The sequence below is a fragment of the Propionibacterium acidifaciens genome (genome assembly GCF_003798325.1).
Lineage (GTDB): Bacteria > Actinomycetota > Actinomycetes > Propionibacteriales > Propionibacteriaceae > Propionibacterium > Propionibacterium acidifaciens.
In genome coordinates, this window is the sequence record NZ_CP033719.1 from 2,670,427 (window position 1) to 2,694,964 (window position 24,538).

A 24,538-nucleotide genomic window follows, 5' to 3' on the forward strand; every position below is an offset into this window, starting at 1 on the left:
TGATGGAGACTGGACGTGAGGAAACTCTTCAGGGCGATCAGGCGCAACGAGGCGGAGACGGTCGAGCGGCTCGTCCGGGGGAAGCCCGAACTGGTCAACTGCGTTGCACGGCAGCCTCCCAAGAAGGACGACGGCCAGTCGCCTCTGCAGGTGGCCCTGAAGAGCGGGACCATGGACATCGCGGAGTACCTCATGGACATGGGGGCCGACGTCAACTTCATCGAGGACGCCGCTTCCTGCTGCAACGCGTGGCGGGCCCCGGTCGTCCATGACGCAATCAACTGCGCCGTCATGAGCAGCAGATGGAGCACGGACGACGAGCTCTCCGGGACCAGGGTCTTCGCCACGAAGGAGGAGGCCGACAAGGCCCTTGCCGTGCTGGAGAGAATGATCGACTGCGGCGCCGACGTGAACGCCAGGGACTCGTACGGGAATTCCGGGCTGTGGCGTTTCTGCCTGCAGGCGCAACAGATTCTTCCGCGGTACAACCGGACGAGGCACCGCGAGGAGGGCAGCCGCAGGTTCACCGAAGAGCTGCACGAGGACCTCGGACGCGTACTCACCGTGCTGAGGGACGCCGGGGCGGACGTCTCGTACGCGCCGCCCGGTCCCGGGGGAGCGGCCGATCCCGGGCGGACGGTCCGCGAGCTCCACGCCGAGGGCCCCCTGTCAGTGCTCCTGGCAGAGGTGTACGGGCCCTGAGGGGCTGCGCGAGAAGGCCAAGCCGGTGGGACGTGGATGAGACAGACCTGTCGGGCCCCTGCGGGGCGGACGTGAGGATTCCGTCGGCTCCGGGCCGGCGTACCGTCGGGTACGGGCCGGGCCCTCGTCCGGTCCGGAGCGGTTCCTGCGGGACGATCCCCGAGACGAGGCGAGCGAGGTGAGTGCGATGGGTGCGGACACGCCGACGACCGGCACCGGACCGGCGTCCGGCTCCGACGCCTCCGGGCGCGCTCCGCGAGCGAGGGCGGCCGGCGCCGTCGTCCCGATGTGCCCGCTGCGGCCCGAGGACTACTGCAGCCAGTGCCAGGCGTACGCCACGGGCCCGCAGGACTGCGGTCTCGTGTACATGGTGCTGCACGACCCGGACCTGCGGGAGATGTACGCCGAGCAGCTGGCCCGCTACCGCGAGACCGGCCGCCAGTGGGGCCGGCGGCGCTGACGCCGGGAATGCCGGCGCCTCCGGCGGGGACCCGCGACCGGGGCCCTTCCGGAGCGTCCCGTTCCGCCGTGGCCTGCGCGGAAACACCGGCGGTGCGCCCCTCAGAACCGGAAGTTCATGCCGCGGATGCGCGCCAGGTACCGCTCGTGGCGTTCACGCGCCCGGCGTCCGCCCGCGCCGCCTCTCACCAGACCGTGGTGAATCCACGTCGAGCGCCGCACCCCCAGCTGGCGGAGCGTCTGGTTCATGAGGATGCGCCGGATCGCGTTGCCGTTGCGGAAGCGGATCCAGGCCTTCGGCGAAGTGCTCGTCGTGAGCACGTAGGCGCGCCGCAGGTTGCCCAGCTCGCCGCGGACCCCGCGGGCCGAGACCGTGTGCGTGAGACCCTCGCCCTCCTTCATCACCTTGTCGATGAAGCCCTTGAGCATGCCGGGGATGCTGTTCCACCGCAGCGGGGTGATGACGATGAGTCCGTCGGCGGCGAGCAGGGCGTCGAGCGTGGCCGCCATGAGCGGGTCGGCTCTCAGCGCCGGGCAGGCCGCCGACCACCCGCGCCCCGTCCCGCGGCGGTGACGGTGCGCGGGGTTCGCTCAGCGCTGGAGCAGCGGGTTGTACTTCAGACTGTTGTAGCGGGCCGGGCACTGCTCGTCCAGGAGGATGCCCGGGGCCAGCCGGCCCTCGCGGCGCAGCTCGTGCAGGCGCGGCACGAGGCGGTCCCGGACGTGCCACGGGTCGATCGTGTTGAGGTAGACCTTCGTGTCGCCCTCGAAGCCGGCGAGCGTCGAGACGCGCCACTTGAGGGCGATGTGCCACGGCAGGGGGACGTCCATGTCGGGGGAGCGGTGGTGCCACTCCTCGTTGCACGGCACCTCGGCGCCCGTCGCGGCGTGGATCGCGTGGAGGATCGCCGACATGTCGGCGATCTCCTTCGGCGACTGGAGCCACGGCTCGCAGGTGCGGGACTTGGAGAAGATCTCGACCGTCGGGTAGCGGTGGCCGAAGCCGGCGAAGGCGATCGCCGAGTCGTTCTCGGCGATGATGAGGTTGTGCTGCACCGCGGCGTTGAGGACGTCCTCGTTGAACACATTGAGGTTGCGGCGTAGAGCGGCGATCTCGTCGTTGGTCTGGGCGCCGTGCTCGTCCATCGCCACGAGCTGCTTGTGCAGGTGGTCGATGGAGGCCCCGGCCGGGCTCCGCCAGTTCTGGAAGACCGCCACGTAGCGGGCGTAGCGGTTCTCCTCGTACAGGTCGTGCAGGGCCTCGATCGTGAAGAGGAGGTACTGCTCGTGCTCCTCGACGCTCAGCGAGCCCGAGCCCGCCAGCTGACCCGTGTCGGCGGCGAAGTCCATGTAGTGGCGGCGGGCGACGATGACGTCGTGGGAGGAGGCGAAGAAGGACAGCGAGTCCTCGAGCATCTCGTCCTCGCCGACCCCGGCGATCTGGTCGGGGCTCATGCCGGAGGCGACCATCTTCGAGCGGCAGACGCTCAACAGGTGCTGCCGCCCGGCCGGGTCGGCCACGTAGCGCTCGTAGGCGGCCATGACCCCGGGCGAGGGCCGGTAGTCGTAGTTGGTGCGCCAGTAGTCGAAGCCGAGGATCTCGAACAGGTTCGGGACGCGGCGGAACTCGGCCACCGTGTCGGTGCGCTGGCTCGGCAGCACGCCGGACAGCGTCCGCCAGCCCTCGGCGGTGCGCACCCGGCGGGACTTGGGCGGCGGGATCTCGGACATCCGCCCGAGGCAGAAGACGCAGGCGTGCGTGCTGTCGCCCGGCTGCAGCGGACGGACGTCCTCGATCGGCTTCGTCAGCGGGCGGTTGCCCCGCCCGGGAACGGTCCAGACCTCGACGCCCGACAGGGGGTTGGTCTGCTTGACGGTGCCGTCAGGCATGACTCGGATCGGTTCGATGTGGCCCTCATTGCCCATGACAAGGATTCTAGGGCCAGTCGGCGGCGATCGGCCGGGCTCCACGATGCGAGACCGGCACGGGTTCCCGCCGGCGCCGCCCGCGGGTGTTCCATGGGGGGCATGAGCTCCGCCCCGCCCGAACAGGCCCTGTGTCATCTGCCCGATTTCGCCGCGCTCGACGCGCCGACCCACGACCGCGTCATCCACGAGGCGATGCGGTTCCGGCGCCGCCGACTCGACGCCCTGGCGGCCGATCCGCACCCGCCGACGGCGGAGAACGTCATCCACGTCTGGGAGCTCGCGGGGCTGCCCCCGGCGCGGGCCCTCGCCGCGTTCACGACCGTGCGCGACGCCGACACGACCGAGGAGCTCGACGCCCTGGCCGAGCGCCTCGCCCCGAGCTGGCGGCCCACGAGGACGCCATCGCGCTGAGCCGTCCCCTGTTCGACCGGCTCCTGGCGTGCAGGACGCGGCGGCGCGGGGCGTGGTCGAGCTCGACGACGAGGACTCCCACTGGCTGTCCGAACGCATCCGCGACCACCGGCGCCGGGGCGTCGAGCTGCCGCCGGGCGACCAGGACGCCCTGGGGCCCTCAACGGCGCCATCGCCGCCGCCTCGGCCCACTTCGAGCGGCTCGCCCGGGCCGGGTGCAACGAGGCCGCCGTGCACCTGACCGACGAGGCCGAGCCGGCCGGGCTCGGCCCGGAGCAGCGGCGGGCCGCCGCCGACGCGGCGGCCGCGGCCGGGCTGGACGGCTGGCTGCTCGAGCTCGTCAACACCACCGGGCAGGACTGGCTGGCCCGCCTGGACCGGCAGGACGTCCGTCGGCGCGTCTTCGAGGCGTCCGTCGGCCGCGGCGCCTCCGGGCCGAACGCCACCGGGGCGACCGTCGTCGAGCTGGCCCGGCTGCGCGCCCGCCGCGCCGCGCTGGAGGCCCGGGGTCTGGCCCCCGGGCTCGTCCCGCCGCGCTACCGCAGCCGCTGCTTCTCGCACGTCTGGGGCGGCGGCCACGACGGCGGCGCCTACTACGCCTACACGTGGGCCGAGGTCCACGACGCCGACGTCTGCGCCCGGTTCGCCGAGCAGGAGGTCGACGGCGACGGCGGCCTCAACCGGGCGGCGGGGGAGCGCTTCCGCCGCGAGGTCCTGGCGCCCGGCGGCTCGGTCGACCCGGCCGCCGCCTACCGCGCCTTCCGCGGGGCCGACCCGGACGTCGCGCACCTGGTGCGCCGCCGCACCCGCGGCCCGGAGCGCTGACCGGGCGCCCGGCCCGGCGACTGCCGCCCGGCCCCGCGCCCGCCGTCGGCGGGCCGGCCTCGCAGGTGGGCGGCGAGCAGCCCGCCGAACGACATCCCGACCCGCCGCGTCCGCGCTCCGGCCGCCTGCCTCACAGGTGGGCGGCGAGCAGTTCCCCGAGACTCATCGCCGCGCGGCCGCGCAGGTCCTTGATCTGCTTGCGGCAGCTGAAGCCGTCGGCGAGCAGGATCGCGTCGGGCCCGGCGGCGTCGATGGCGGGCAGCAGGTCGTGCCCGGCCACCGCGACGCTCATCCCGTAGTGGCCCTTCTCGACGCCGAAGTTGCCCGCCAGGCCGCAGCACCCGGCCAGCGGGACGACGGTGGCGCCGGTCGACTCGAGAAGCCCCTTGTCCTTCTCCCAGCCGAGCACCGACGAGTGGTGGCAGTGCGGCTGGGCGACGATCGTGTGGCCGCTCAGGTCGGGGGCCCGCCAGCCCTCGGTGGCGGTCAGCAGCTCGGCCAGCGTGCGCATCGAGCCGGCGACGGTCCCCACCCGCTCGTCGCCGTCGAGCAGCTCGGCGGCGTCCGAGCGCCACACGGCCGTGCAGCTGGGCTCCAGCCCGACGATCGGGATGCCCTGCGCGGCGATCGGGTGGAGGACGTCGAGCGCGCGGCGCAGGCGCGAGCGGGCCCCGTCGAGCTGGCCGGTGGTGATCCAGGTGAGGCCGCAGCAGGCGTCCTGCTCGATGACGCGCGGGGCGTAGCCGGCGGCGAGCAGCGTGCGCACGAGGCCCAGCGCCTGGCCGCCCTCGAAGGCGTCCGAGAACGAGTCGATCCACACCGCCACCGGCCTGCCCTGCGCCGGCGGTTCCTCGCGCAGGACCGTCGCCGCCTCGGAACGGGCCGAGCCGCCGGTGCGGAAGCGCGGCATGGGACGGCGCTGGTCGACCCAGGCGAACCAGCGGACGAGGCGCCGCAGCCCAGGGGTCTGGAGGAGGACGTTGCCGAGGACGCCGACGTGCAGCCTCGTGACGAGCCGCCCCCAGGTGGGCAGCCAGCCCATGGACAGGTGGGAGCGGGGACGGGAGAGGAAGCGGTGCCTGAATCGCTCGTGCAGCACGCGGGACTTGTAGGCGGCCATGTCGATGCCGGTGGGGCAGTCGCGGCGGCAGCCCTTGCAGGCCAGGCAGAGCTCGAGGGCCTCGCCGACCTCCGGCGAGCGCCAGCCGTCCGTGAGCAGGCCGCCGTTGACCATCTCCTGGAGCACGCGGGCGCGCCCTCGGGTGGAGTCCTTCTGGTCGCCGGTGGCCCGGTAGCTGGGGCACATGACCCCGCCGGAGGCCGTCGTGTCGGCCAGGCACTTGCCGACGCCGGTGCACCGGTGCACGGCGCGGGAGAAGTCCGGGTCGGCGATGCGCAGGGGGGCGGCGATCGTCGCGGGCACGCGGACGGCCTCGTCCGTGGGGTCCGGGTCGACGATCACGCCCGGGTTCATGACGTTGTCGGGGTCGAAGACGTTCTTGACCCTGCCGAACAGCCCGATGGTCCGCTGCGAGTACATGAGCGGCAGCAGCTCGCTTCGGGCGCGGCCGTCGCCGTGCTCGCCCGACATCGAGCCGCCGAAGCCCGCGACGAGTCGGCCTGCCGCCAGCATGAAATCGTGGTAGCGCTCCACGCCGCCGGGACTCTCGAAGGGGAAGTCGATGCGGCAGTGCACGCAGCCGTCGCCGAAGTGGCCGTACGGCAGGCCGTGCAGCCCGTGCTCGGCGAGCAGCCCGTTGAGCGCGGTGAGGTACTCGCCGAGGTGCTCGGGGGGGACCGCCGAGTCCTCCCAGCCGGCGTAGGCCGGGTTCTCGAGGGCGACGCCGGCCAGCCCGGCGGCGTCGGAGCGGATGCCCCACAGCCGGTCGGCCTGCGCCGGGTCGTCGACCACCCAGCCCTCGAGGGCCCCGCAGCCCGAGGCGAGGCGCCGGGCGCGGTCGGCGACCTCGCGGGGGTCGTCCCCGACGAGCTCGACGAGGGCCCAGCCCTCCCCGCACGGCAGCGGCGGCACCGCCGACGGACCGAGCCGGTCGGCGACCAGCTGGACGAGCCGGGCGTCCAGGCCCTCGATGGCCGTCGGGCCGTACTCGAGGATCGTCGTCGTGGCGGTGCCGGCCATCGGCATCGTCGGGTAGCCCAGCGCCACCATCGTCTTGCACGGGGCGTCGGCGACGAGCCGGACCGTGGCCCGCGTGATGATCCCGAGCGTGCCCTCGGTGCCGGAGAAGAACCTGGCGGTGTCGCGCCCGTTCTCGGGCAGCAGGTGCTCCAGGGAGTAGCCGGAGACCTCCCGGGTGAAGCGGCCGCACTCGGTGCGGATGGGGGCGAGGTTGTCGTCGACGAGGGCGGCCAGGGCGCGGGAGACCCCGCTCGAGGCGTCGTCCGGGCCCAGGCGCACGTGCTCGCCGGTGCCGGTGACGACGTCGAGGCCGAGGGTGTTGTCGGCGCTGCGCCCGTAGCCGAGGGCCCGCGGGCCGCAGGCGTTGTTGCCGATCATGCCGCCGATGGTGCAGCGGTTCGAGGTGGACGGGTCGGGCCCGAAGCGCAGCCCGAACGGCTTGGCGGCCGCCTGCAGCGCGGACTGGACGACGCCGGGCTCGACGGTGGCGGTGCGCTCCTGCGGGTCGATGTCGATGATGCGGCGCAGGTGCCGGTTCATGTCGATGACCAGGCCCGGGCCGACGGCGTTGCCGGCGCAGCTGGTGCCCGCGCCGCGTCCGGTGATCGGGATGCCCGCCTCGATGGCCGCCGCGACGACCTGCTCGAGCTCGTCGGTGCTGCGCGGCTTGGCGACGGCCCGGGGCACGATGCGGTAGACCGAGGCGTCGGAGGAGTAGACGGCCCGCGTGAGCGCGGAGTCGTCGAGGCAGTTGTCGGCGCCGAGGGCGGCCTCGAGGGCCCTGGCCCGCTCGGAGGCCTCCCGGGCGAGGACCCGCAGACGACTCGTCTCCCGTGCTGGTGCGCTCACGAGCACATAGTGTGCCACCCGGCCGGCGGCGTCCCGGGGGCGTCCCAGCCTCGCGGGTCGGACGGGCCCAGGTCCGCTCCGGTGCGGGCGCCGGGTCAGCAGTGCGCGTAGGAGTCGGGGGAGAGGCCCTCGAGGACGGCCGCCATGGCGCGCCCGAGCGCCCGCAGGTCCTCAGGGGCGACGCGGTCGATGAAGGCCCTGCGGACCGACTCGACGTGGACGGGGGCGGCGGCGTCCCGGGGGCGTCCCAGCCTCGCGGGTCGGACGGGCCCAGGTCCGCTCCGGTGCGGGCGCCGGGTCAGCAGTGCGCGTAGGAGTCGGGGGAGAGGCCCTCGAGGACGGCCGCCATGGCGCGCCCGAGCGCCCGCAGGTCCTCAGGGGCGACGCGGTCGATGAAGGCCCTGCGGACCGACTCGACGTGGACGGGGGCGGCGGCGTTGAGCAGCCCCATGCCGGCCTCGGTGAGCTCGGCGATGATGCCGCGGCGGTCGTCGGGGGCGCGGCGGCGGCTGACGAGATCGCGCTTCTCCAGACGGGAGACCGTGTGGGTGAGGCGCGAACGGGACTGGTAGGTGTTCCTCGCGAGCGCGGACATGCGCAGTGCGTGGGGGTCGTTCTCGGAGAGCCTCACGAGGATCTCGTACTCGTTGATGTCGAGATCGAACTGGCGCAGCGCCAGATCCAGTTGGGTCAGAATGTAGGCGCTGCCCGCGAGGCAGCTGCGCCAGACCATCTGCTGCTCGTCATTGAGCCAGCGGGTGTAGGAGACTTCATCCATGCTTAACATCCTATGTATGTGGTTCACAGTTTTGTTAACTTCATGACCGCCCATGACAAGCCCCGTTGTCAGGACCGTTCTCGTGTCCGCGCCCGCCTGTCCGTCGGGGTCGGGGCGAGGGGGCCGATAGGCTGGGCGACGACGGATGAACCGTCACGGACGCACTCGACGGAAGGCGGCCTCATGGCTGATGTTCGCGAACGGATCCTCGCCGAGTGCGAGCCGAGCTACCCGGCGATGTTCCGGGCCCGCGCAGCAGCCGCACCGGACGCCGTGGCCTACCGGGTGCCGCTCCACACCGAGCCCGAGCGGTGGGTGGACATGACCTGGCGCGAGGCCGAGCGCGAGGTCGACGAGATCGCCGCGGGCCTCGTCGCGCTCGGGCTGAGGAGTGAGCAGCGCGTGGCCATTGCGGCGATGACGCGCATCGAGTGGATCCTCGCCGACCTCGGCGTGGCCTGCGCGGGGGGCGCCACGACGACCGTCTACCCCAACACCAAGTCGCCTGATGAGCTGTTCATCCTGCGCGACTCCGAGTCGGTCGTCGTCGTGGCCGAGAACTGGACCCAGGCGCAGAAGGTCCTTGAGCTGACCGAGCTCGACGAGCAGGTCCATCACATCGTCCTCATGGACGACGACCGCCCCGTCGGCCACGTCGACGAGCGCCTCGTCACCTGGGAGCGGCTGCACGAGCTGGGCCGCGCCCACCTGGCCGACCATCCGCGGGCCCTCGCCGAGCGGATGGCGGCGATGGGGCCCGAGACCCTGTCCACCCTCATCTACACCTCGGGCACCACCGGCCGGCCCAAGGGCGTCGAGCTGCCGCACCGCTGCTGGACCTACGAGGGGCACTCCATGCGTCTCATGTGGGACGGCGTCGTCGGCGAGACGGACTCGCTCTACCTGTGGCTGCCGCTCTCGCACGTCTTCGGCCGCGATCTCGTCGCCACCCAGCTGGCCATCGGCTTCCGCATGATCGTCGACGGGCGCATCAACCGCATCGTCGAGGGCATGGGGGAGACCGGCCCGACCATCCAGGTGGGGGTGCCGCGCATCTACGAGAAGATCCGCGCCACCGTCATGACGATGAACCCCTCACGGGGGATCAAGGGCCGTGTCTCGCGCTGGGCCTTCGCCGTCGGCCGCGAGTCGCGCGCCTACCGGCTCGAGGGGCGGTCGATGCCCTGGGACGCCCGCGTCCGCTACTCGATCGCCGACCGGCTGGTGTTCCGGCGGCTCCGGCAGACCCTCGGCGGGCGGGTGCGCTTCATGATTTCGGGCTCGGCCAAGCTGTCCGAGCAGGTGCAGGAGTGGTTCTATTCGGCGGGGATCACCGTCATCGAGGGCTACGGCGCCACCGAGACCTCCGCCATCGCCGCCGTCAACGTGCCCGACCGGCCGCGGTTCGGCTCGGTCGGCCCGGTCACTCCGGGCGTTGAGCATGCGCTGGCCCCCGACGGCGAACTGCTGCTGCGCGGCCCGATCATCGCCACCGGCTACCACGACATGCCCGAGGCGACCGCCGAGGCCTTCGCCGACGGCTGGTTCCACACCGGCGACATCGGCGAGTTCGACGAGGACGGCTACCTGCGGATCACCGACCGCAAGAAGGACCTCATGAAGACCTCGAACGGCAAGTACGTCGCGCCGCAGAAGGTCGAGTCCACGCTGCTGGCCAATGTGCCGTACATCACCCAGGCCGTCGTGAGCGCCGAGGGCCGGCCCTATGTCGTCGCGCTGCTCACGCTCGACCGCGCCGACCTGCTCCGCTGGGGCAGGAGGCACGGTCACGGGGTCGAGGACTATGCGGCGCTCTCGCAGCTGCCCGAGATCCGCGCCTCGATCGACCGCTTCGTGCGTCGGGCCAACACGCGCCTGGAGCGCTGGGAGACCGTCAAGCGCTACGCGATCCTCGACCACGAGTTCAGCCAGGACAGCGGCGAGCTGACGCCCAGCCTCAAGGTCAAGCGCAACGTCGTGCTCGAGCGCTACGCCGGCACGATCGACGCCCTGTACGAGCAGGAGTCCCGCTCCGACCTCACGCCCGACAGCCACGGGGCCTGAGCCGTGGCCTCGTTCACCGTCGACATCCCGCTGCGCTGGTCCGACCTCGACCCGCAGGGCCACATCAACAATGTCATGACGGTCGACTTCACCCAGGAGGCCCGGGCGCGCTTCATGATGGAGTCGGACGCGCCCCAGCTGCTCATCGACGGCTGCGTCATGGTCAGCCAGCAGGTCGAGTACCTCCGGCCGGTGCGCTACTCCGACGAGCCGCTGCGGGTGGAGTTCGGCACCGTCGAGATCCGCTCGGCGCGCTTCATCATGGGCTACCGCATCTGGCACGAGGGGCGGCTGTGCGGGCGGGTGCGCACCTCGATGTGCCCCTTCGACTTCGACGCGCAGCGGCTGCGCCCGCTCGACGCCGCCGAGCGGGCGACCCTGTCGGGCATCGCGATCGAGGGCGAGAAGCGCTGGCGGCCGCTGCCCAAGGCCCGGCTGGGGGGCCGCGGCGAGCCGACCGAGCTCTTCGCGCGCTGGAGCGACCAGGACCGCTACGGCCACGTCAACAACGTGCGCATCCTCGACTGGATCCAGCAGGCGCGCATCGAGGCGACGACGGCGATCGACCCGTTGATGGCCCGCGCCGGCATGGGGCGCGGCCCGGAGCCGGGCGAGGAGGGGGCCGGCGGCTGGGCGGTGGCCCGCCAGGAGGTCGACTACGTCGAGCAGATGGCCTGGCGCACCGAGCCGTACATGGGCTACACGGCGCCGCTGCGGGTGGGCACCACCTCGGTGACGCTGGGCTGCGAGATCGTCGACCCGCGGGACGCCTCGGTGCGCATCCGCTCGCGCACCGTGCTCGTCCGCACCGGCGCCGACGGCCGCCCGGCCCCGCTGCCGTCCTCGACGGCCCGGGCCATGCGCGCCCGTCTTGTCGCCGACTGAGGGCCGCCCGCCGCTTCACTGTGCGCAGAACGCTGGTCATTGGGCACTCTGCGCACAGTGAAGGATGGCGGCCGGGGCGCCCTTGCGGTGCCGGGGGCGGGGTCAGCGGCCGTAGCAGCCCTGGTAGGCGCAGTCGAACGGCGCATTGCCGTGCATGCGGTGCTCGATCGCCGAGACGACGACCTGCTTGGCGGTGCGGGCCGCCTCGAGCGGGCTCGCCCCCTTGGCGAGCTCGGCGGTGACGGCGGCCGCCAGCGTGCAGCCGGCGCCCGAGACGCGCTCGCGGCCGATCGCCGGCACCTCGAGGACCTCCATCGTCGAGCCGTCGTAGAAGACGTCGAGGGCGGTGCCGGTGTCGAAGAGGGTGCCGGCCTTGGCCAGGACGCAGGGCACGCCCTGGTCGTGGATGCGCCGGGCGCCCTCCTCGAGCTGCTCGACGGTGGTGATCTCGTCCATGCCGGCCAGCACCCGGGTCTCGAACAGGTTCGGAGTGACCATCGTGGCGTGGGGGAGGATCCTGGCGCGCAGCGCGTTGTCGGTGTCGAGCGCGGCGCCGGGCTCCTGGCCCTTGCAGATGAGCACGGGGTCGAGGACCACCTGTTCGAAGCGGTACTGCTCGAGGGCCTCGGCCACGACGCCGATGGTGGTCGGCGTGCCGAGCATCCCGATCTTCACGGCGTCGATGCGCCCGTGGACGGCGACGGCGGCCTCGATCTGGTCGTGGATGACCTGCGGGTCGATGGGGACGAAGCGGTGGGACCAGTCGTGGTGCGGGTCGAACGAGACGATGCACGTGAGGCTCGTGGCGCCGAAGACCCCCAGCTGGGCGAAGGTCTTGATGTCGGTCTGGGCGCCGGCGCCGCCGGAGGCCTCGGAGCCGGCGATGGACAGAGCGATCTTGGTCATGGGGCCCATTGTGGTCCATCCCTGCCGAGGCCGGGTGTCGTGGCTCGCGGATGAGTGACCGGGCAGGCGGCATGACCCAGACGCCGGATGTCTCGTCTCGGTAGCGCGTCTCAGGGAGAAGTCAGGGTCAGATCCGGATAGAATCACTAGCGAGCATGGGTCGGGTGAGCCCTGCCGCGAGAGGATGGGTGCCGGCATGTCAGCGTTCACTGACCGCGTGCCACACGGTTCCTCACTCGGGTCGGCGGCGAGTGAAGATTCCACCGGTATCAGGGGCTTCGCGAACTGGCACGGGGCGAGGCTCAACGCGGGATCCTGGCTGGCCGTTGGCCGCCTCTTCGATGCAGGAGGTCGTACTCGAGGTCATGCGGATAGGCCGGGTGATCGCTGTCGTTTCGGCTTCGCACGTAGAAATCATCAGGGGCGGGATTGTGATGATGTCAACGATGCCGATCCTGTTGGCCCAGGGCGTCTCGAAATACATGCAGGGGCTTTGGAGGACGACCGGTGCAGCCATCAGGGGATGCTGAGGATCCTGATATGAGCGACGAGCGCGATAGAATCTCTGCAGAGATCATGAACCGGGTCATATCAGATCGCGTATCGATCGATGAGGCGGCTGACCGGGTGGCTCATGAGTACAGGCGATTCGTGTCACGGGAAGCCGTTCGTCAGATCGTGACTTCCCTCAAGTCAGAGATGGCTGGGAATCGCGTTCTGAGGCATGCGGTCATCGATGAATCCGCGTATCAGGGTTCGATGGATATGCCGACCTCCGCCATGAGCGGTGCTCAGTGGTGCCGATATCTTGACATGCTTCAGCGAAAGAACGCCTTCGGTATCGATGAGCTGTCTCGAACCACTGAGGAGGTGTGCTCGCTGCTGGCCCTGCCCAATCAGCCGGGTGCGCGTCGCAAGGGCCTGGTCATGGGTAATGTCCAGTCAGGTAAGACTCGTCATTTTTCCGGGGTGATCGCTCGGGCTGTCGATATGGGATATCGGTTCGTCATCGTGCTATCAGGCCTCTATAATAACCTGCGCGAGCAGACGCAGAGCCGTCTGGATCGAGATCTCTTCGTCGATCGGGAGTTCTGGTATCACTTGACCAGTGCTGAGAACAATGATTTCGACCGGCGGAGCGAGCTGTTGGCCCTCATGGGCTCCCATAGCGATGTGCGTCTCTGCGCTGTCGTCAAGAAGAATAAGACGCGACTCAAGAACTTGGAGGCGAGTCTCCGGAATGTTCCTGAGGAGATCCGCAGGAAATGCCCGATTCTGATTATAGATGATGAGGCGGATCAGGCCACACCCAACAGTGAGAAGGAAAAGAAGAAGATTTCTGCGATCAATGCTGTGATGCGCAGGATCTGGGATCTGATTCCGAGTGGTTCGTATGTGGCCTATACGGCTACACCGTTCGCCAATGTGCTGATGGATCCCGATGATGAGGCCGATCTTTTTCCTTCTGATTTTGTTTACACGTTGACCGCGGGTGATGGTTATCTCGGTGCGGAGCAGGTTTTCGGGCTCGCCGACGCGGATGTCGACGATTCTGAGCCTGCGGCCGAGGGGCCCGACCTGGTCCGGATCATCCCGGCGAAGGACTCATGGGTCTTGAAGCCGCCGTCGAAGAAGCTGCAGCGGGAGAGTTTCGATCCCGAGCCGCCCTCCTCTCTGATCTCAGCGGTCAGATGGTTCGTCGTCGCTAGTGCTGTGCGAAGAGCACGAGGATACGCGGGGCATTCGTCCATGCTGGTCCATACCACGCACTACACCGCACCCCATTTCGCGATGCGCGAGCGGTTTTTGACTCTAGTCCAGCGCATGAGACGCGAGGTTGAATTCCATCGCGAAGCGGGGCTCGCCCAGTTCTACGAGTCCTGGCGGAACGAGCACGCGAGAGTTGCTGCACCGGCCGGGCGATCAACTCCCGAGTGGGATGCAGTCGCTGAACAGCTGCCGGGCGTACTTCGAAACATCGAGGTCATTGTTGATAATGGAGTATCAGAGGATCGACTGAATTATGATGCCGGACGCCCACGGACCGTAATCGTCGTGGGCGGCGGCACTCTGTCTCGAGGCCTGACCCTGGAAGGCCTCGTCGTTTCGTACTTCACTCGCTCCTCGAACACCTATGACACCCTCATGCAGATGGGGCGCTGGTTCGGTTATCGGTCAGGTTATGAAGATCTTCTTCGCATCTGGGTGGCCGATGGCCTCGATCGTGATTATGCTTTCCTGGCACTCGTCGAGAAGGATTTGCGTGATGAGATCAGGTCCGTCGAGGACAGTGAGTACACGCCGAGACAGGTCGGGGTGAAGGTGCGATGCCACCCAGGCCGTTTAGAGATCACTTCTGCCGGGAAAATGGCGAATGCTCGGCTCGTTCGCCTCAGTATGAGTAATGCCCGGCAACAGACCTTCATCATGGATGGCAGGCCTGATGCAACGCGTAGGAATCTTCGAGCCGTAGAGCGGCTTCTGAGCGGATGCGAGCCTCGGCCGTTGAGGGCGGGTGGTCGTCGTTGGATCGTTCGCGGAATCGATACGCGGGCGATCATCGGTTTCCTTCAAGGCTATTCCTTTCATCCTGACCAGAGGATCTTCTCCGATCCTGATCTTCGCGGTGCAACGATCGACTGGCTGATGAAATATGCGCAAGAGCGCAGTTGGAATATTATTCTTGCGGGCAATTCGATGCCGGGGGCGATGGATTCTCTTGGCGTGCTGCCCGTTGCGGGGATTCGTGTGCCGATGCTTCGGCGCACTCCGCTGCGGGGCAGCACGGTGGAAAAGCTGAATTTTAAAGCGATCATGTCATCGGCTGATCGATTGGCTGACATCGAGCCGGAGGCTTATGCAGACATGCCGAATGCCACTGATGCGCAGCGCATGGTCATCAGAAGGAGACTCGCCGGCGGGGACGGGCTTGTCATGATCTACCCGATCAGTCATCGGTCGAAGAATAAACTCGAGCTGACTACTCGGATGGACATGCCACAAGGAGTGGGTGAGGATCTTCTCGGATTCAGCATCGTCTATCCCGCAGTGGATCATTCTGATGCAGAATATGGAAATTTTGTCAGCGTCAAGCCCTTGGCGGCCGATGTCGATGTGGGCGAGCCCGAGGAGGACGACGATTGGGAGGATGAGGAGTGAACGGATCGCGAAAAGAGTTCGGACTTCTTCTCGCCTCTCTGTACGGCGGCGAAACCGCGACGATGATCGTGCGCGCCACGCGGGATTCTAATCATCCCATGGCATATGGAGTGGATCAAAACGGAGGCTGGCATCTTCTGATGCCGATCGCAGATGATTACTCCTTCGTTGAAATTAGTGGCGGCCCCCTCTCGCTAATTCACTGGAAGCACCCCGAGACAGGGCGGCGGTACATGGACCTGATGTGCGGTGTTGATCAATTCCATGAAGTCTTCGCCTCTCTGGTCGATGATATTACGCGTCGCGTTCAGACGGATGACAGTGCACCGGAATCCGTGCTTCAGACGGTGCTGGAAGAATGGCGGCAGCTGCTGAGCCCGGCGTCCCCGGCTATATCAGAAAAGCTGCGAAAAGCGATTTTCGGGGAGCTGGAGGTATTGCGACTTCTTGCCATCGGGAATCCGTATCGCGCAGTGGAGTCCTGGGTCGGGCCTGCTGGAGGTGCGCATAGTTTCATGACTCCTCGCGCCGATCTCGAGGTCATAACCTCATCCCAGGAGGGGTTGTCGGTGGTCATCTCCAGTGTTGATCAGCTGGACCCGCCCCAGGGCCGTGCGCTCCTGCTCGTACGCGTCTCCGTGAGGGATTCCCCCTCGGGGAGATCCATTCATGATCAGGTTGAGCTGCTGACGGAGCTGGGTCTGCCGATGTCAGCGCTCGTCAAGAGACTTGCTGAGTGCGGCTTCTTATTGGGCGTCGACTCCGATGATGCACGATATGAGGTCGCGAAATCCCCGGTGATCTGGGAGGTGACCGATGACTTCCCCGGCCTGCGTTCCAGCGATCTTCCCGAGAGTCGACGGCATGCGATCACGAGAATGAAATACGTCTTGGATCTGACATCTGAGCAGCCTCTTACCGGGGGGCAAGTGAAAACCCTTCTTGGTGAGAGGCGGGCTGAACATGATCAGGCTTGACTGGGTTCCCAAGCCCTTCCGTGACGGCGACATCGCGGGTGAGGGGACGAAGAAGCTCCTGGGGACGAGTCTGGCGGCGCCGAAACTCTTTCTGAGAGAGACCGCGCAGAACAGCTGGGATGCGCATATCGGTCACGGCGTGATCCCTGAATACCAGATGAGATTCGTGACCCTTGACGCCCCGAGAATGAGTGTGCTACGGAACTTCGTCTTCCCCGAGACCTTTCCCGGCAGTGAGCTCGCCAAGGTTATTCGTCGGTCCAGGGTCTCGGCTATTGAGGTGCACGATCGGGGGACTACAGGGCTCGATGGGCCGACTCGGAACGATGTTCATGTTGGCAAGGGCGAGCCGACGAATTTTCGTGATTTCATCTTGACGGTGGGTGCCCCGCGCGACCTGGAGTACGGCGGTGGCACCTATGGCTTCGGGAAGACCGCAGCGTTCAGGGCGAGTCAGTGCGGGACGATCATCGTCTGGACAAGGATCAGAGGCGGAGAGGGCTTCGAGGAACGATTCATCGCGATCTCGATCATCCCGAATTTCAGCATGGGTGAGAAGCGATATACTGGACAGCAGTGGTGGGGCAGGGATCAGCGACTGAAAGACGGTATGAATGTTCAGCCCATTGAGGGCGATGCCGCCCATGGATTGGGTACGAAGTTGTTCGAGCGAGGTTTCGGCGAACAGGAGACCGGTACCTCGATCATGATTCTGGACCCCGCATTCGACGACGGCGGGCAAGAAGGCTTCGTACAGGCAACTGCTGATGCTGTTGCCCGCAATCTATGGCCCAAAATGATTCCCGGTCAACCAGTTGATAAACAGATGAAGATCAGTCTCATCGAGAATGGGCACCCGGTGGATCTCGCTGCCGGTTGGGATGACCGGATCAGAGCCTCACGGGAGAGCTGTCTGACTGCGATTCGCAAGGTGCAGTCCGGACAAAAAGCCGAGGAGGCCTTCATTGATGTTTCAGAGATCCGGTGCGGAAACCCGAAGCAACTTCTCGGCCATCTGGCAATCGCACCCTGCCCCTTCGGCTCGGACGACGAACTCGTGAACAGCGTCACCCTCATGCGAGAGCCTGAGTTGGTCGTGTGCGAAAAAGAATATCCTGATCTTCAGAACGGCAGAGATTCCTGGGTTGCCGTGTTCAAACCGATTCGCGAGCTCGACAACGCCTTCGCAGAAGCCGAACCGCCAACTCATGATGACTGGAAGCCGGATTCACTCGAAAGGCGGAAGGGGACATTTGTTAGAGTCGCGCTGAGGCGAATCAAGGAGGACCTAAAGGATTATCTGAATCCTGTCGATGATGATGTTCAGCCCGGGGAACGGGTCTCGACCGGACGATTGGCAGCCTCATTGGACGTATTGGCTGTTGGCGCGGACGGGGACTTGGCCAGCGGGATGCCCACTGGACGACGGAGCAGATCTCGTGGGTCCAAAAGAAGAGCCTCGGTCGAGGTGCTTTCCCAGGAGCTGCTGCCCATGCCCGATGCATCTGATGGCCGAGCTCTTACTCGGTTGGAATTGCGGGCCTCCGCCGGGGCGAATCTTATGACGGTCACCCCTGATCTTGCGGTCGTCGTCGAGGGGAGCGGCGTCATTAAAGACGCTGAACAGGTACGGGTGGACTCATGGACTACGGCGGAGGGCGAGGTGACGGCTGCGGAGCGTCTTCAAGTCCATGGCGGTGATGTCTTCTACGTTGATATCAGCTATCCGGAGAACGCGGCGGTGAACTGCACTTTTCGAAGTGAGGTCACGAAATGAGACTCATGCCCTTCCGGGCCTCAGCGAATAATGCGGTTGTCTGTCAGCCTCCCCGGCTCAGGATCTGGGGAAAGGCTTATGAGCCCGGCTCGGAGATTCCAGAATGGGATTATCTTACCGAGGTGACGATCGAGGGTGAGCTCTCGATCAAGAACGACTTGCTGTTATCCTCGACCGGACTTGCAAGGAATCCTGGGCTCGCCGTTATTCGCGCCGTTCTGCGCGTCGATTGTCCAGCCACGGGCAAACGATTTCTGGGTATCAGTCCCTTGAATAATAGTGACCAGCCAGTGAGTCTGAAGGTGCGAGTCCCGGCTGGTGAGGCGGCTGAGGAACTCGAGGTCCGCTACGAGATCGTTCTGGATGCTCCTGATGGTCCGGCGCCCGAAAACCGTGCGGCGCATCAGCGGGGAAGTAGGCTTTACGGGCTGAACAGACCCTATCGGTTCAGGCTCGAGGGGGACGGTTCGTCGTTTCCGATCGAAGCTTTTGAATTCGCGGGCGGAGATTTCCCGACTGGCAGCGTCTGGGTGCTCAAGTTTCAAGACGAGGATCTCGCGGTGCCATACTTGAGTGCCGTCAGATTGTATGTTAATACTGCGCACTCGGAAGGTGGTAAACTTGTGCACGGAAAATCTGATACCGCTCTATCCGTGCTGAAACGGGATGTACTGCTCCAGCTGCTCCTGAAACTGGCTGTTCATGATCGGGACGACCTGGGAGTGGAATACCAGGAGGGCAGTGCAGGCGCAGTCATCGGTTCCCTGTGCGATATCTTTTTGGGGCAGCCCCTGCGTGGAGCGGTGGAGCTGATGCGCGATGACCCGGGTCGGGTCTGCGCGCTTCTCCAAAGAACTACTGGATTCTTGAAGGCGAAATCATGAGCCGACTCCTCATTCCACGATTGTCCACCGGACAGGCGAGCGAGCTGCTCGTGAATCACGCCCGTGCTCTCGAGGAAGGGGCGTCGCCCGAGACACTGGTCAGACTCGACGTATCGGGTACGCCGAATCCGACCGGCGGCTCTCCTGCCCCCATTGAGGACATCGAGCACTGGCGTCGGGAGATCATCGACCGGATCGATGGGGTCGATACGCGTTCCCGAGCCGGCCGCGATGCGCTCGGTGTCGCGTTGGGACAGGCGATCGAGGAGGTGATCCATCCGATTCCAGCGGATGCTGCGCATGACGGCATATGGTCGTACCTGTCCTTGGCGGTCTTCCCCGATGTCGTCAACAGGCGCTGGCCGGGGGAGCGGAAGGACGGTCAGTTCATCCTGCCCGCCGAGCAGTGGATCGGTCACCAGACGACGACCCGTGACCGCAACTACCTGAAGCTCTCCTGGCGCCGGTGGATCATTCTGGGTGAGGTCATGGAAGAGGCCAGGCCGCGACTGGGCGAGAATGAGTTCGGGGCGATCCTCGAGGAACGCACTGCGGTGGCCAGGAACCGACGGCTGGTTGTGGCCGCGGCGCGCACGATCATCCAGCGCGGTTCGAAATACCCGGGTGGACGTACGGAGTTCTCCCGTCAGCTCATGAAGCGGATCGCTGAGCGAACAGGACCACTGCTGCTCGATATCCGATCGGATGAGGAGATCCTCTCGGTCGTGGATGCCGAGGCCGATGCCTGCTTCAGGTCCGTCCAGTACAGGGGAGCGCGGCGGGCAGTTGTCTGAGGGGTTCGAGGGAGCCCTCTTCCGGGGTGGGGCATGGGTGCCGAATCCGGAGGTTCATGCAGAACCGGGCGGCGCCAAGTAAAATCCCCGGATGGAAGAAGGGCCGTGGAGTTGGGTGCGCACAAACCTCTGGAGGGGGGGCGGTGCACCTCGGAAGATTCCTTCCCCCGTCTGGGTTCTTCCGACCTGGCTCGTGCCATTTCAGCGTGAGGGCCAGCTGAGGTAGAGGGTGTCGAGGATGGTTTGGGCTGCGGGTGCGATCCCGTCGTGGACGTGCAGAATTTTCCCGACGATATTGACGTTCATTTCGTGGAGCAGTCCAAGCGTTTCGATGACTTCTGCGATGAATTTCCTGTTGATTATTTGCAGGCGCTGGGCGCTGGCGGGTGCGGCCATCATGGTGGTGAGGCGGGCTTCGATCACCTCGTGGCTGCGATGAAAGATCGGGCGGGCTTCAGGTCGCTCCTCGATATCCCGAACGACTTCTCGACCCGCCAGAGCTCGTGATAGTCGCCAATGACTTCCGTCGCGGAGATTCGGGTGGCTGGCATGTTCATGACACGGCTTTTCAACCCGACCAGCCGACAAGCCGGGTCGAGGGCCTCCGCGGCGAGGGCCTTCTTGCCGTTCAGGGTTTTCACGAACCGCGGGCTCTTGACCGCCTCGATGCCGTTGATGACAGCAACAGCCCTGCTGGTCGTCTTCGCGGGTTGCTGGTGTCTTTGGCGGCCCGCTTCCGGTCCGTCCCGGGGCTCGTGTCGAGGGGAGGCGCGCGCCGGCCACGGCAGGCGGTGCTCTCTCTGCGCGCAGAAACGGGGGCGCCGACCGGCCGGCGCCCCCGTGACGGACCCCGCCTCGCGGCGGGACGCCGTCGGCTCAGTCGATCCTCGTCTCCGAGCGGTCGGCCGTCCACTCGATGTGGAAGTGGCCCTCGTCGTCGACGCGCTCGTAGGTGTGCGAGCCGAAGAAGTCGCGCTGGGCCTGCGTGAGGGCGGCGTTCACGCGCGGGGCGCGGGCCATGTCGTAGTAGGCCAGGGTTGCGCTGAACACCGGGGCCGGGACGCCCGACTCCGCCGCCGTGGCCACGACGCGCCGCCACGCGTCCTGGTTGGCGGCCATCTCGGGGGCCACCGAGGAGGCGCACATGAGCGAGACGAGGCCCGGGTCGGCGGTGTACTCCCTGCGGATGCGCTCCAGCAGGGCGGCGCGGATGATGCAGCCGTCGCGCCAGATCCTCGCGGCCTCGGCCACGTCGATGTCCCAGCCGAACTCCCTGCCGCCGGTGCGGATCTCGTCGAAGCCCTGCGAGTAGCTGACGACCTTCGAGCACCACAGCGCCCTGTGGACGTCCTCGATGAAGGCCTCCCGGTCGTCCACGCGGACGGCGCCGTCGGGGCCCTGGAGGGCGGCCCGGCCGGCGGCGCGTAGCTCGTCGTGGCTGGACTCGGCGCGGGCGAACACGGCCTCGGCGATGCCGTTGGCGGGCACGCCGAGCTCGAGGGCGGTCTGGACGGTCCACGTGCCGGTGCCCTTCATCCGGGCCCGGTCCTTGATGATCTCGACCAGGTCCCTGCCGGTGCGCGGGTCCTTGGCGCGCAGCACCTCGGCGGTGATCTCGATGAGATAGCTCGACAGGTCGCCGGTGTTCCAGCGCGCGAAGACGTCGGCGCACTGCGCGTTCGACAGGCCGGCGCCGCGCAGCAGCTGGTAGGCCTCGCCGATGACCTGCATGTCGGAGTACTCGATGCCGTTGTGGATCATCTTGACGAAGTGGCCGGCTCCGTCGGGGCCCATCCAGGCGCAGCAGGGCTCGCCCTCGTAGTGCGCCGAGATCGTCTCGAGCATCGGGCCGATGATCCGGTACGACTCGGGCGTGCCGCCGGGCATGATGGCCGGGCCGGTCAGGGCGCCGTGCTCGCCGCCAGAGATGCCGGCGCCGACGAAGTGGAAGCCCTTGGCCGAGATCTCCCTCTCCCGGCGGATGGTGTCGCGGAAGTACGCGTTGCCGCCGTCCATGATGATGTCGCCGGGCGACAGCAGCGGCAGCAGGGTCCCGATCGTGGCATCGGTCGGGGCGCCGGCCTTGACCATGAGGATGATCGAGCGGGGGGCGCGAAGCGAGGCCACGAACTCCTCGGGGGTCTCGGACGCGAGGAAACTCCCCTCCGAGCCGTGGTCCTCGACGAGGGCCCGGGTCTTGTCGCCGCTGCGGTTGTACACGGCCACGGTGTAGCCGTGGTGGGCGAGGTTGCGGGCCAGGTTCGAGCCCATCACCGCCATGCCGACGACGCCGATGTCCGCCTTGGTGGGCTGTTCCGTCATTGGACCTCCTTGTGTCGTGCGGGTCGCTTCCGGGGAGCGTCCCATACCCATGGTCATCCTGCCATCGTGCGTAGTCGCCGTGCGGGGGTTGCCATGCCCTTGCCGGCGTGCCGGTCATTGTCAACGCCCCGTCCGAACCGTAGGGTTCATCCGTGAGCGACGTGCGCGGTGACGGCGGATCCTTCGAGCTTCCCAAGCAGACGACGATCTACGACGTCGCGAAGGCGGCCGGGGTGAGCCCGTCCACGGTCTCGCGCACGTTCAGCCGTCCCGGACGGGTCTCGAACCGCACCGCCGCGCACATCCGCAGGGTCGCCGCCGAGCTCGGCTACCGCACCGACCGCGTCCACCAGCAGGCCGCGCCGACCCACACGCACATGATCGGCCTGGCCGTCACCGACGTCACGAACCCCTTCTTCTTCCCGCTGCTGCGCGGCGCCGAGCAGGTCTGCACCGAGCACGGCTATGCGCTCATGCTCTTCGACGCCCAGGAGTCCGGTTCCCGCGAGCGCGAGATCTTCGAGCGCGCGCTGCCCGTCCTGGACGGTGTCGTCATCGCCAGTTCGCGCCTGTCCGACACCGCCCTGCGGGGCTTCGCCAAGAAGGCGCCCACCGTCATCCTCAACCGCGTCGTCACCGGTCTGCCCTGCGTCGTGAGCGACTACGAGCGCGGCGTGCGCAGGGCCCTCGAGCACCTGGCCGGGCTGGGCCACCGCCGCGTCGCCTACATCGCCGGGCCGCCCGCCTCGTGGGCGGACGGGGCCCGGTGGCGGGCCTTCCACGAGGCGGCCGCCGAGCTGGGCATGGTCGACTGCCGCCTCGGCCCCGTCATGCCGACAGTGCGCGGCGGGGAGCAGGTGCTGCCCCAGGTCCACGAGCACAAGGTGAGCGCCGTCATCGCCTACAACGACCTCATCGCCATCGGCATCCTGCGCGGCACGGCCGCCGCCGGGGTGCGTGTGCCCGACCGCCTCAGCGTCATCGGCTTCGACAACATCTTCGCCTCCGACCTGGTCACCCCGCGCCTCACCTCGATCGCCTCGCCGCTCGGCCTCGTCGGCGAGAAGGCGGCCCGCAGCGTCATCTCACTCATCGAGCACCACGACGAGTCGGCCGACTTCGTGGAGCCGCTCGTCATGCCGATGCGGCTCATCGAGCGCTCCTCCACCGGGCCCGCCCGCGCCTGAGGGCCCCGCTCAGGCCGGCCAGGCGCTCGTGACCGTGAAGGGCCCGTCGGCGCCGTCGATCCGCCCCGAGCGCAGCCGGTAGAGCACCTCGCCGGCGTCGGGGATCACCGTGACGCCCTCGCGCCCCGCCCACTCGGCCGGGTCGATCGTGTCCGGGTCGCGGTAGCCCAGGTTGACCGACTCGCAGACCCGCCGGGGGATGCCGGTGGCCAGCGTGACCCGCACCCGGTCGGCCTCGACGCCCGCGGCGGGGTCGTAGGAGCCCAGGCCGCGCAGATGGGTCGAGTGGGCCAGGACGCCCCACGGCAGCCCGGAGAAGCGGTCCCACTGCTTCACGAAGTAGTCGCGGCAGTGGTAGCCGATCTCGCCGATCTCGTGGTGCACCTGGCTGATCTCGGTGATGTGGGGGGCGTGGAGGACGACCTCGCCGCCGGCCGCGACGGCCGGCTCCACCTTGTAGAAGCCCTTGGCCGCGGTCCAGATGTCGTGGTAGCGGTCGGGGATGAGGCTCAGCACCGTGCGCATCGGCTCGTCCACGTACTCCACGTGGGTCCTGGCGCCGACCCCGGCCTGGACGCCCCAGGCCTCCTCTGGCGTGCCGAACGAGACCGACTCCAGGTCGGTGGTGTGCGAGCGGACGACGAAGGCGATGCAGCGGCGCTGCCCGGGGATCATCGCGGCGCCCTCGTTGATCATGGCGCGCACCGGCGTGACGGCCGGGGTGCCGATGATGTGCGAGCTCGTGATGAGCGCCCCCACCCAGTGGGTGCGCGAGATGAAGCCCTCCTGGGCGACGCCGGGGATGAAGTACTTGTTGCCGCCCGACATGCCGACGACCTCGTGGGGCAGGACGGGGCCGATGACGATCTTCACGTCGGCGTCGACGACGCGACGGTTGATGAGCACGTCGCAGCCGGTCGACAGGAGGCCGTCGCTCAGCTCGGCGATGCGCGCGCCGCCGATGCGCCCGACCCGCACGAGCATCGAGGGGTCCCGCCACTCGTGGTTGACGATCGTCATCCGCGGGTAGACCTCGGCCGGGTCGGCGTCCGGATCGCCGGTGGTCCACTCGGCGATCGCCGCCGGGCCCATGTACTCGTGGGTGCCCAGCGCGATGACGCAGACCAGCTCCCGGGCGCGGTCGACGAGCTCCCGGTGGACGATCCGCAGCAGCCGGGGCAGCGGGCACGAGCGGGTGTCGTCGGGGGTGACGAGGGCGACCGACCGGCCGTCGACGTCGAGCCCGGCGAGCTGCTCGGAGAGGAAGGCCTCGAGCTCCTCGTCGCCGACCGTGCAGCCGGCCCCACCGATCGTCCGACACCCCATCGTCCCGCTCCTCCTCGTGCGCTCCTCCCGGGCGGTCGGCCCGTGCGGGACCCGCGGACGGCGCCGGCCCGTCCTCACGCTAACCCCGGGCCGGGGCCGGGCGCGAGCCGGCGGGCCCCGCCGCGCATCCGGCGAGCAACCGCTGGCAACGTCTCGACGCAATC

23 protein-coding genes are annotated in these 24,538 nt (G+C 67.9%); 13 read left to right on the forward strand and 10 right to left on the reverse strand.

Going from position 1 to position 24,538, the window contains the following annotated elements:
* The first annotated feature begins 15 nt into the window (after window positions 1–15).
* Together EGX94_RS11410 and EGX94_RS11415 are read left to right on the forward strand one after the other, a co-directional pair.
* Window positions 16–702 (forward strand): ankyrin repeat domain-containing protein, encoded by a 687-nt coding sequence (locus EGX94_RS11410; RefSeq protein WP_021798450.1) that lies wholly within the window; start codon window positions 16–18, stop codon window positions 700–702.
* Between the two features lie 187 nt (window positions 703–889).
* Window positions 890–1,162: a DUF6767 domain-containing protein gene (locus EGX94_RS11415; RefSeq protein WP_043122846.1), complete on the forward strand. Its 273-nt coding sequence runs from the start codon at window positions 890–892 to the stop codon at window positions 1,160–1,162.
* Window positions 1,163–1,263: 101 nt separating this feature from the next.
* On the opposite strand, the gene EGX94_RS11420 is transcribed toward EGX94_RS11415, so the two are convergent.
* Together EGX94_RS11420 and EGX94_RS11425 are read right to left on the reverse strand one after the other, a co-directional pair.
* Entirely contained in the window at window positions 1,264–1,671 is a 408-nt protein-coding gene (locus tag EGX94_RS11420; protein WP_021798447.1) for an NAD(P)H-dependent oxidoreductase, read from the reverse strand.
* 81 nt (window positions 1,672–1,752) lie between these two features.
* A complete protein-coding gene (locus EGX94_RS11425; RefSeq protein WP_043122848.1) occupies window positions 1,753–3,087 on the reverse strand; it encodes a DUF4921 family protein in 1,335 nt (444 codons plus the stop codon).
* 102 nt (window positions 3,088–3,189) lie between these two features.
* Here EGX94_RS11425 and EGX94_RS11430 point away from each other — a divergent pair, with 102 nt between their 5' ends.
* From EGX94_RS11430 to EGX94_RS11440, 3 genes are read left to right on the forward strand one after another with little or no spacing between them, the layout of a single operon-like run.
* A complete protein-coding gene (locus EGX94_RS11430; RefSeq protein WP_028706575.1) occupies window positions 3,190–3,501 on the forward strand; it encodes a hypothetical protein in 312 nt (103 codons plus the stop codon).
* A 28-nt stretch (window positions 3,502–3,529) separates the two neighbouring features.
* Window positions 3,530–3,742, forward strand: coding sequence for a hypothetical protein (locus EGX94_RS13510; protein ID WP_123826337.1), 213 nt, complete (start codon window positions 3,530–3,532; stop codon window positions 3,740–3,742).
* Window positions 3,733–4,326, forward strand: coding sequence for a M3 family metallopeptidase (locus tag EGX94_RS11440; protein WP_028706574.1), 594 nt, complete (start codon window positions 3,733–3,735; stop codon window positions 4,324–4,326). Before EGX94_RS13510 ends, EGX94_RS11440 begins: the two co-directional genes overlap by 10 nt.
* 130 nt (window positions 4,327–4,456) lie before the next feature.
* Here EGX94_RS11440 and EGX94_RS11445 read toward each other — a convergent pair whose 3' ends face one another.
* Window positions 4,457–7,285 carry an FAD-binding and (Fe-S)-binding domain-containing protein gene (locus EGX94_RS11445; protein WP_028706573.1) on the reverse strand — a complete coding sequence of 943 codons (2,829 nt, stop codon included), beginning with the start codon at window positions 7,283–7,285 and terminating at the stop codon, window positions 4,457–4,459.
* A 328-nt stretch (window positions 7,286–7,613) separates the two neighbouring features.
* Complete coding sequence (locus EGX94_RS11450) at window positions 7,614–8,093, reverse strand: MarR family winged helix-turn-helix transcriptional regulator (RefSeq protein ID WP_021798379.1); 480 nt, start codon at window positions 8,091–8,093, stop codon at window positions 7,614–7,616.
* A gap of 183 nt (window positions 8,094–8,276) precedes the next feature.
* Between EGX94_RS11450 and EGX94_RS11455 the strand changes: the two genes are divergently transcribed.
* On the forward strand, window positions 8,277–10,157 hold the full coding sequence (locus EGX94_RS11455; protein WP_021798372.1) for an AMP-dependent synthetase/ligase: 1,881 nt from the start codon (window positions 8,277–8,279) through the stop codon (window positions 10,155–10,157).
* A gap of 3 nt (window positions 10,158–10,160) precedes the next feature.
* Window positions 10,161–11,042 (forward strand): acyl-CoA thioesterase, encoded by an 882-nt coding sequence (locus EGX94_RS11460; protein WP_021798371.1) that lies wholly within the window; start codon window positions 10,161–10,163, stop codon window positions 11,040–11,042.
* Window positions 11,043–11,144: 102 nt separating this feature from the next.
* On the opposite strand, the gene EGX94_RS11465 is transcribed toward EGX94_RS11460, so the two are convergent.
* Window positions 11,145–11,948, reverse strand: a complete 804-nt coding sequence (locus tag EGX94_RS11465) for a hydroxymethylpyrimidine/phosphomethylpyrimidine kinase (RefSeq protein ID WP_043122733.1) — start codon at window positions 11,946–11,948, stop codon at window positions 11,145–11,147.
* A gap of 232 nt (window positions 11,949–12,180) precedes the next feature.
* Window positions 12,181–12,465, reverse strand: a complete 285-nt coding sequence (locus EGX94_RS11470; RefSeq protein WP_123826339.1) for a hypothetical protein — start codon at window positions 12,463–12,465, stop codon at window positions 12,181–12,183.
* Window positions 12,466–12,488: 23 nt separating this feature from the next.
* Here EGX94_RS11470 and EGX94_RS11475 point away from each other — a divergent pair, with 23 nt between their 5' ends.
* From EGX94_RS11475 to EGX94_RS11495, 5 genes are all read left to right on the forward strand, one after another.
* Window positions 12,489–15,107: a Z1 domain-containing protein gene (locus EGX94_RS11475; RefSeq protein ID WP_028706571.1), complete on the forward strand. Its 2,619-nt coding sequence runs from the start codon at window positions 12,489–12,491 to the stop codon at window positions 15,105–15,107.
* A complete protein-coding gene (locus EGX94_RS11480) occupies window positions 15,104–16,084 on the forward strand; it encodes a PD-(D/E)XK motif protein (protein WP_021798370.1) in 981 nt (326 codons plus the stop codon). The genes EGX94_RS11475 and EGX94_RS11480 overlap by 4 nt, the downstream gene beginning before the upstream one ends.
* Window positions 16,071–17,861 carry a hypothetical protein gene (locus EGX94_RS11485; RefSeq protein ID WP_123826341.1) on the forward strand — a complete coding sequence of 597 codons (1,791 nt, stop codon included), beginning with the start codon at window positions 16,071–16,073 and terminating at the stop codon, window positions 17,859–17,861. Before EGX94_RS11480 ends, EGX94_RS11485 begins: the two co-directional genes overlap by 14 nt.
* Window positions 17,862–17,983: 122 nt before the next feature.
* Complete coding sequence (locus EGX94_RS11490) at window positions 17,984–18,745, forward strand: hypothetical protein (protein WP_123826343.1); 762 nt, start codon at window positions 17,984–17,986, stop codon at window positions 18,743–18,745.
* Entirely contained in the window at window positions 18,742–19,539 is a 798-nt protein-coding gene (locus tag EGX94_RS11495) for a hypothetical protein (protein WP_021798375.1), read from the forward strand. The genes EGX94_RS11490 and EGX94_RS11495 overlap by 4 nt, the downstream gene beginning before the upstream one ends.
* Before the next feature lie 201 nt (window positions 19,540–19,740).
* Here the strand turns inward: EGX94_RS11495 and EGX94_RS11500 are convergent, their stop codons facing one another.
* The 3 genes from EGX94_RS11500 to gndA all read right to left on the reverse strand — a co-directional run bounded on the left by EGX94_RS11500 (window position 19,741) and on the right by gndA (window position 21,861).
* Window positions 19,741–19,962: a hypothetical protein gene (locus tag EGX94_RS11500; RefSeq protein WP_028706567.1), complete on the reverse strand. Its 222-nt coding sequence runs from the start codon at window positions 19,960–19,962 to the stop codon at window positions 19,741–19,743.
* The gene (locus EGX94_RS11505) at window positions 19,959–20,180 is read right to left on the reverse strand and encodes a hypothetical protein (RefSeq protein ID WP_028706566.1); all 222 of its coding nucleotides are present in this window, start codon (window positions 20,178–20,180) and stop codon (window positions 19,959–19,961) included. Before EGX94_RS11505 ends, EGX94_RS11500 begins: the two co-directional genes overlap by 4 nt.
* Window positions 20,181–20,415: 235 nt before the next feature.
* Window positions 20,416–21,861: an NADP-dependent phosphogluconate dehydrogenase gene (gene gndA, locus EGX94_RS11510; protein ID WP_021798376.1), complete on the reverse strand. Its 1,446-nt coding sequence runs from the start codon at window positions 21,859–21,861 to the stop codon at window positions 20,416–20,418.
* Between the two features lie 152 nt (window positions 21,862–22,013).
* Here gndA and EGX94_RS11515 point away from each other — a divergent pair, with 152 nt between their 5' ends.
* A complete protein-coding gene (locus tag EGX94_RS11515) occupies window positions 22,014–23,048 on the forward strand; it encodes a LacI family DNA-binding transcriptional regulator (protein ID WP_021798377.1) in 1,035 nt (344 codons plus the stop codon).
* Window positions 23,049–23,057: 9 nt separating this feature from the next.
* Here EGX94_RS11515 and EGX94_RS11520 read toward each other — a convergent pair whose 3' ends face one another.
* Window positions 23,058–24,374 carry a lactate racemase domain-containing protein gene (locus EGX94_RS11520; RefSeq protein WP_021798374.1) on the reverse strand — a complete coding sequence of 439 codons (1,317 nt, stop codon included), beginning with the start codon at window positions 24,372–24,374 and terminating at the stop codon, window positions 23,058–23,060.
* Between the last annotated feature and the right edge of the window lie 164 nt (window positions 24,375–24,538).

Coding starts and splice junctions, on each gene's coding strand:
- EGX94_RS11520 (WP_021798374.1), bottom strand. CDS start 24,374: ATGGGGTGTCGGACGATCGGTGGGGCCGGCTGCACGGTCGGCGACGAG.
- EGX94_RS11420 (WP_021798447.1), bottom strand. CDS start 1,671: ATGGCGGCCACGCTCGACGCCCTGCTCGCCGCCGACGGACTCATCGTC.
- EGX94_RS11425 (WP_043122848.1), bottom strand. CDS start 3,087: ATGGGCAATGAGGGCCACATCGAACCGATCCGAGTCATGCCTGACGGC.
- EGX94_RS11455 (WP_021798372.1), top strand. CDS start 8,277: ATGGCTGATGTTCGCGAACGGATCCTCGCCGAGTGCGAGCCGAGCTAC.
- EGX94_RS11475 (WP_028706571.1), top strand. CDS start 12,489: ATGAGCGACGAGCGCGATAGAATCTCTGCAGAGATCATGAACCGGGTC.
- EGX94_RS11430 (WP_028706575.1), top strand. CDS start 3,190: ATGAGCTCCGCCCCGCCCGAACAGGCCCTGTGTCATCTGCCCGATTTC.
- EGX94_RS11450 (WP_021798379.1), bottom strand. CDS start 8,093: ATGGATGAAGTCTCCTACACCCGCTGGCTCAATGACGAGCAGCAGATG.
- gndA (WP_021798376.1), bottom strand. CDS start 21,861: ATGACGGAACAGCCCACCAAGGCGGACATCGGCGTCGTCGGCATGGCG.
- EGX94_RS11465 (WP_043122733.1), bottom strand. CDS start 11,948: ATGACCAAGATCGCTCTGTCCATCGCCGGCTCCGAGGCCTCCGGCGGC.
- EGX94_RS11415 (WP_043122846.1), top strand. CDS start 890: ATGGGTGCGGACACGCCGACGACCGGCACCGGACCGGCGTCCGGCTCC.
- EGX94_RS11485 (WP_123826341.1), top strand. CDS start 16,071: ATGATCAGGCTTGACTGGGTTCCCAAGCCCTTCCGTGACGGCGACATC.
- EGX94_RS11470 (WP_123826339.1), bottom strand. CDS start 12,465: ATGGCTGCACCGGTCGTCCTCCAAAGCCCCTGCATGTATTTCGAGACG.
- EGX94_RS11495 (WP_021798375.1), top strand. CDS start 18,742: ATGAGCCGACTCCTCATTCCACGATTGTCCACCGGACAGGCGAGCGAG.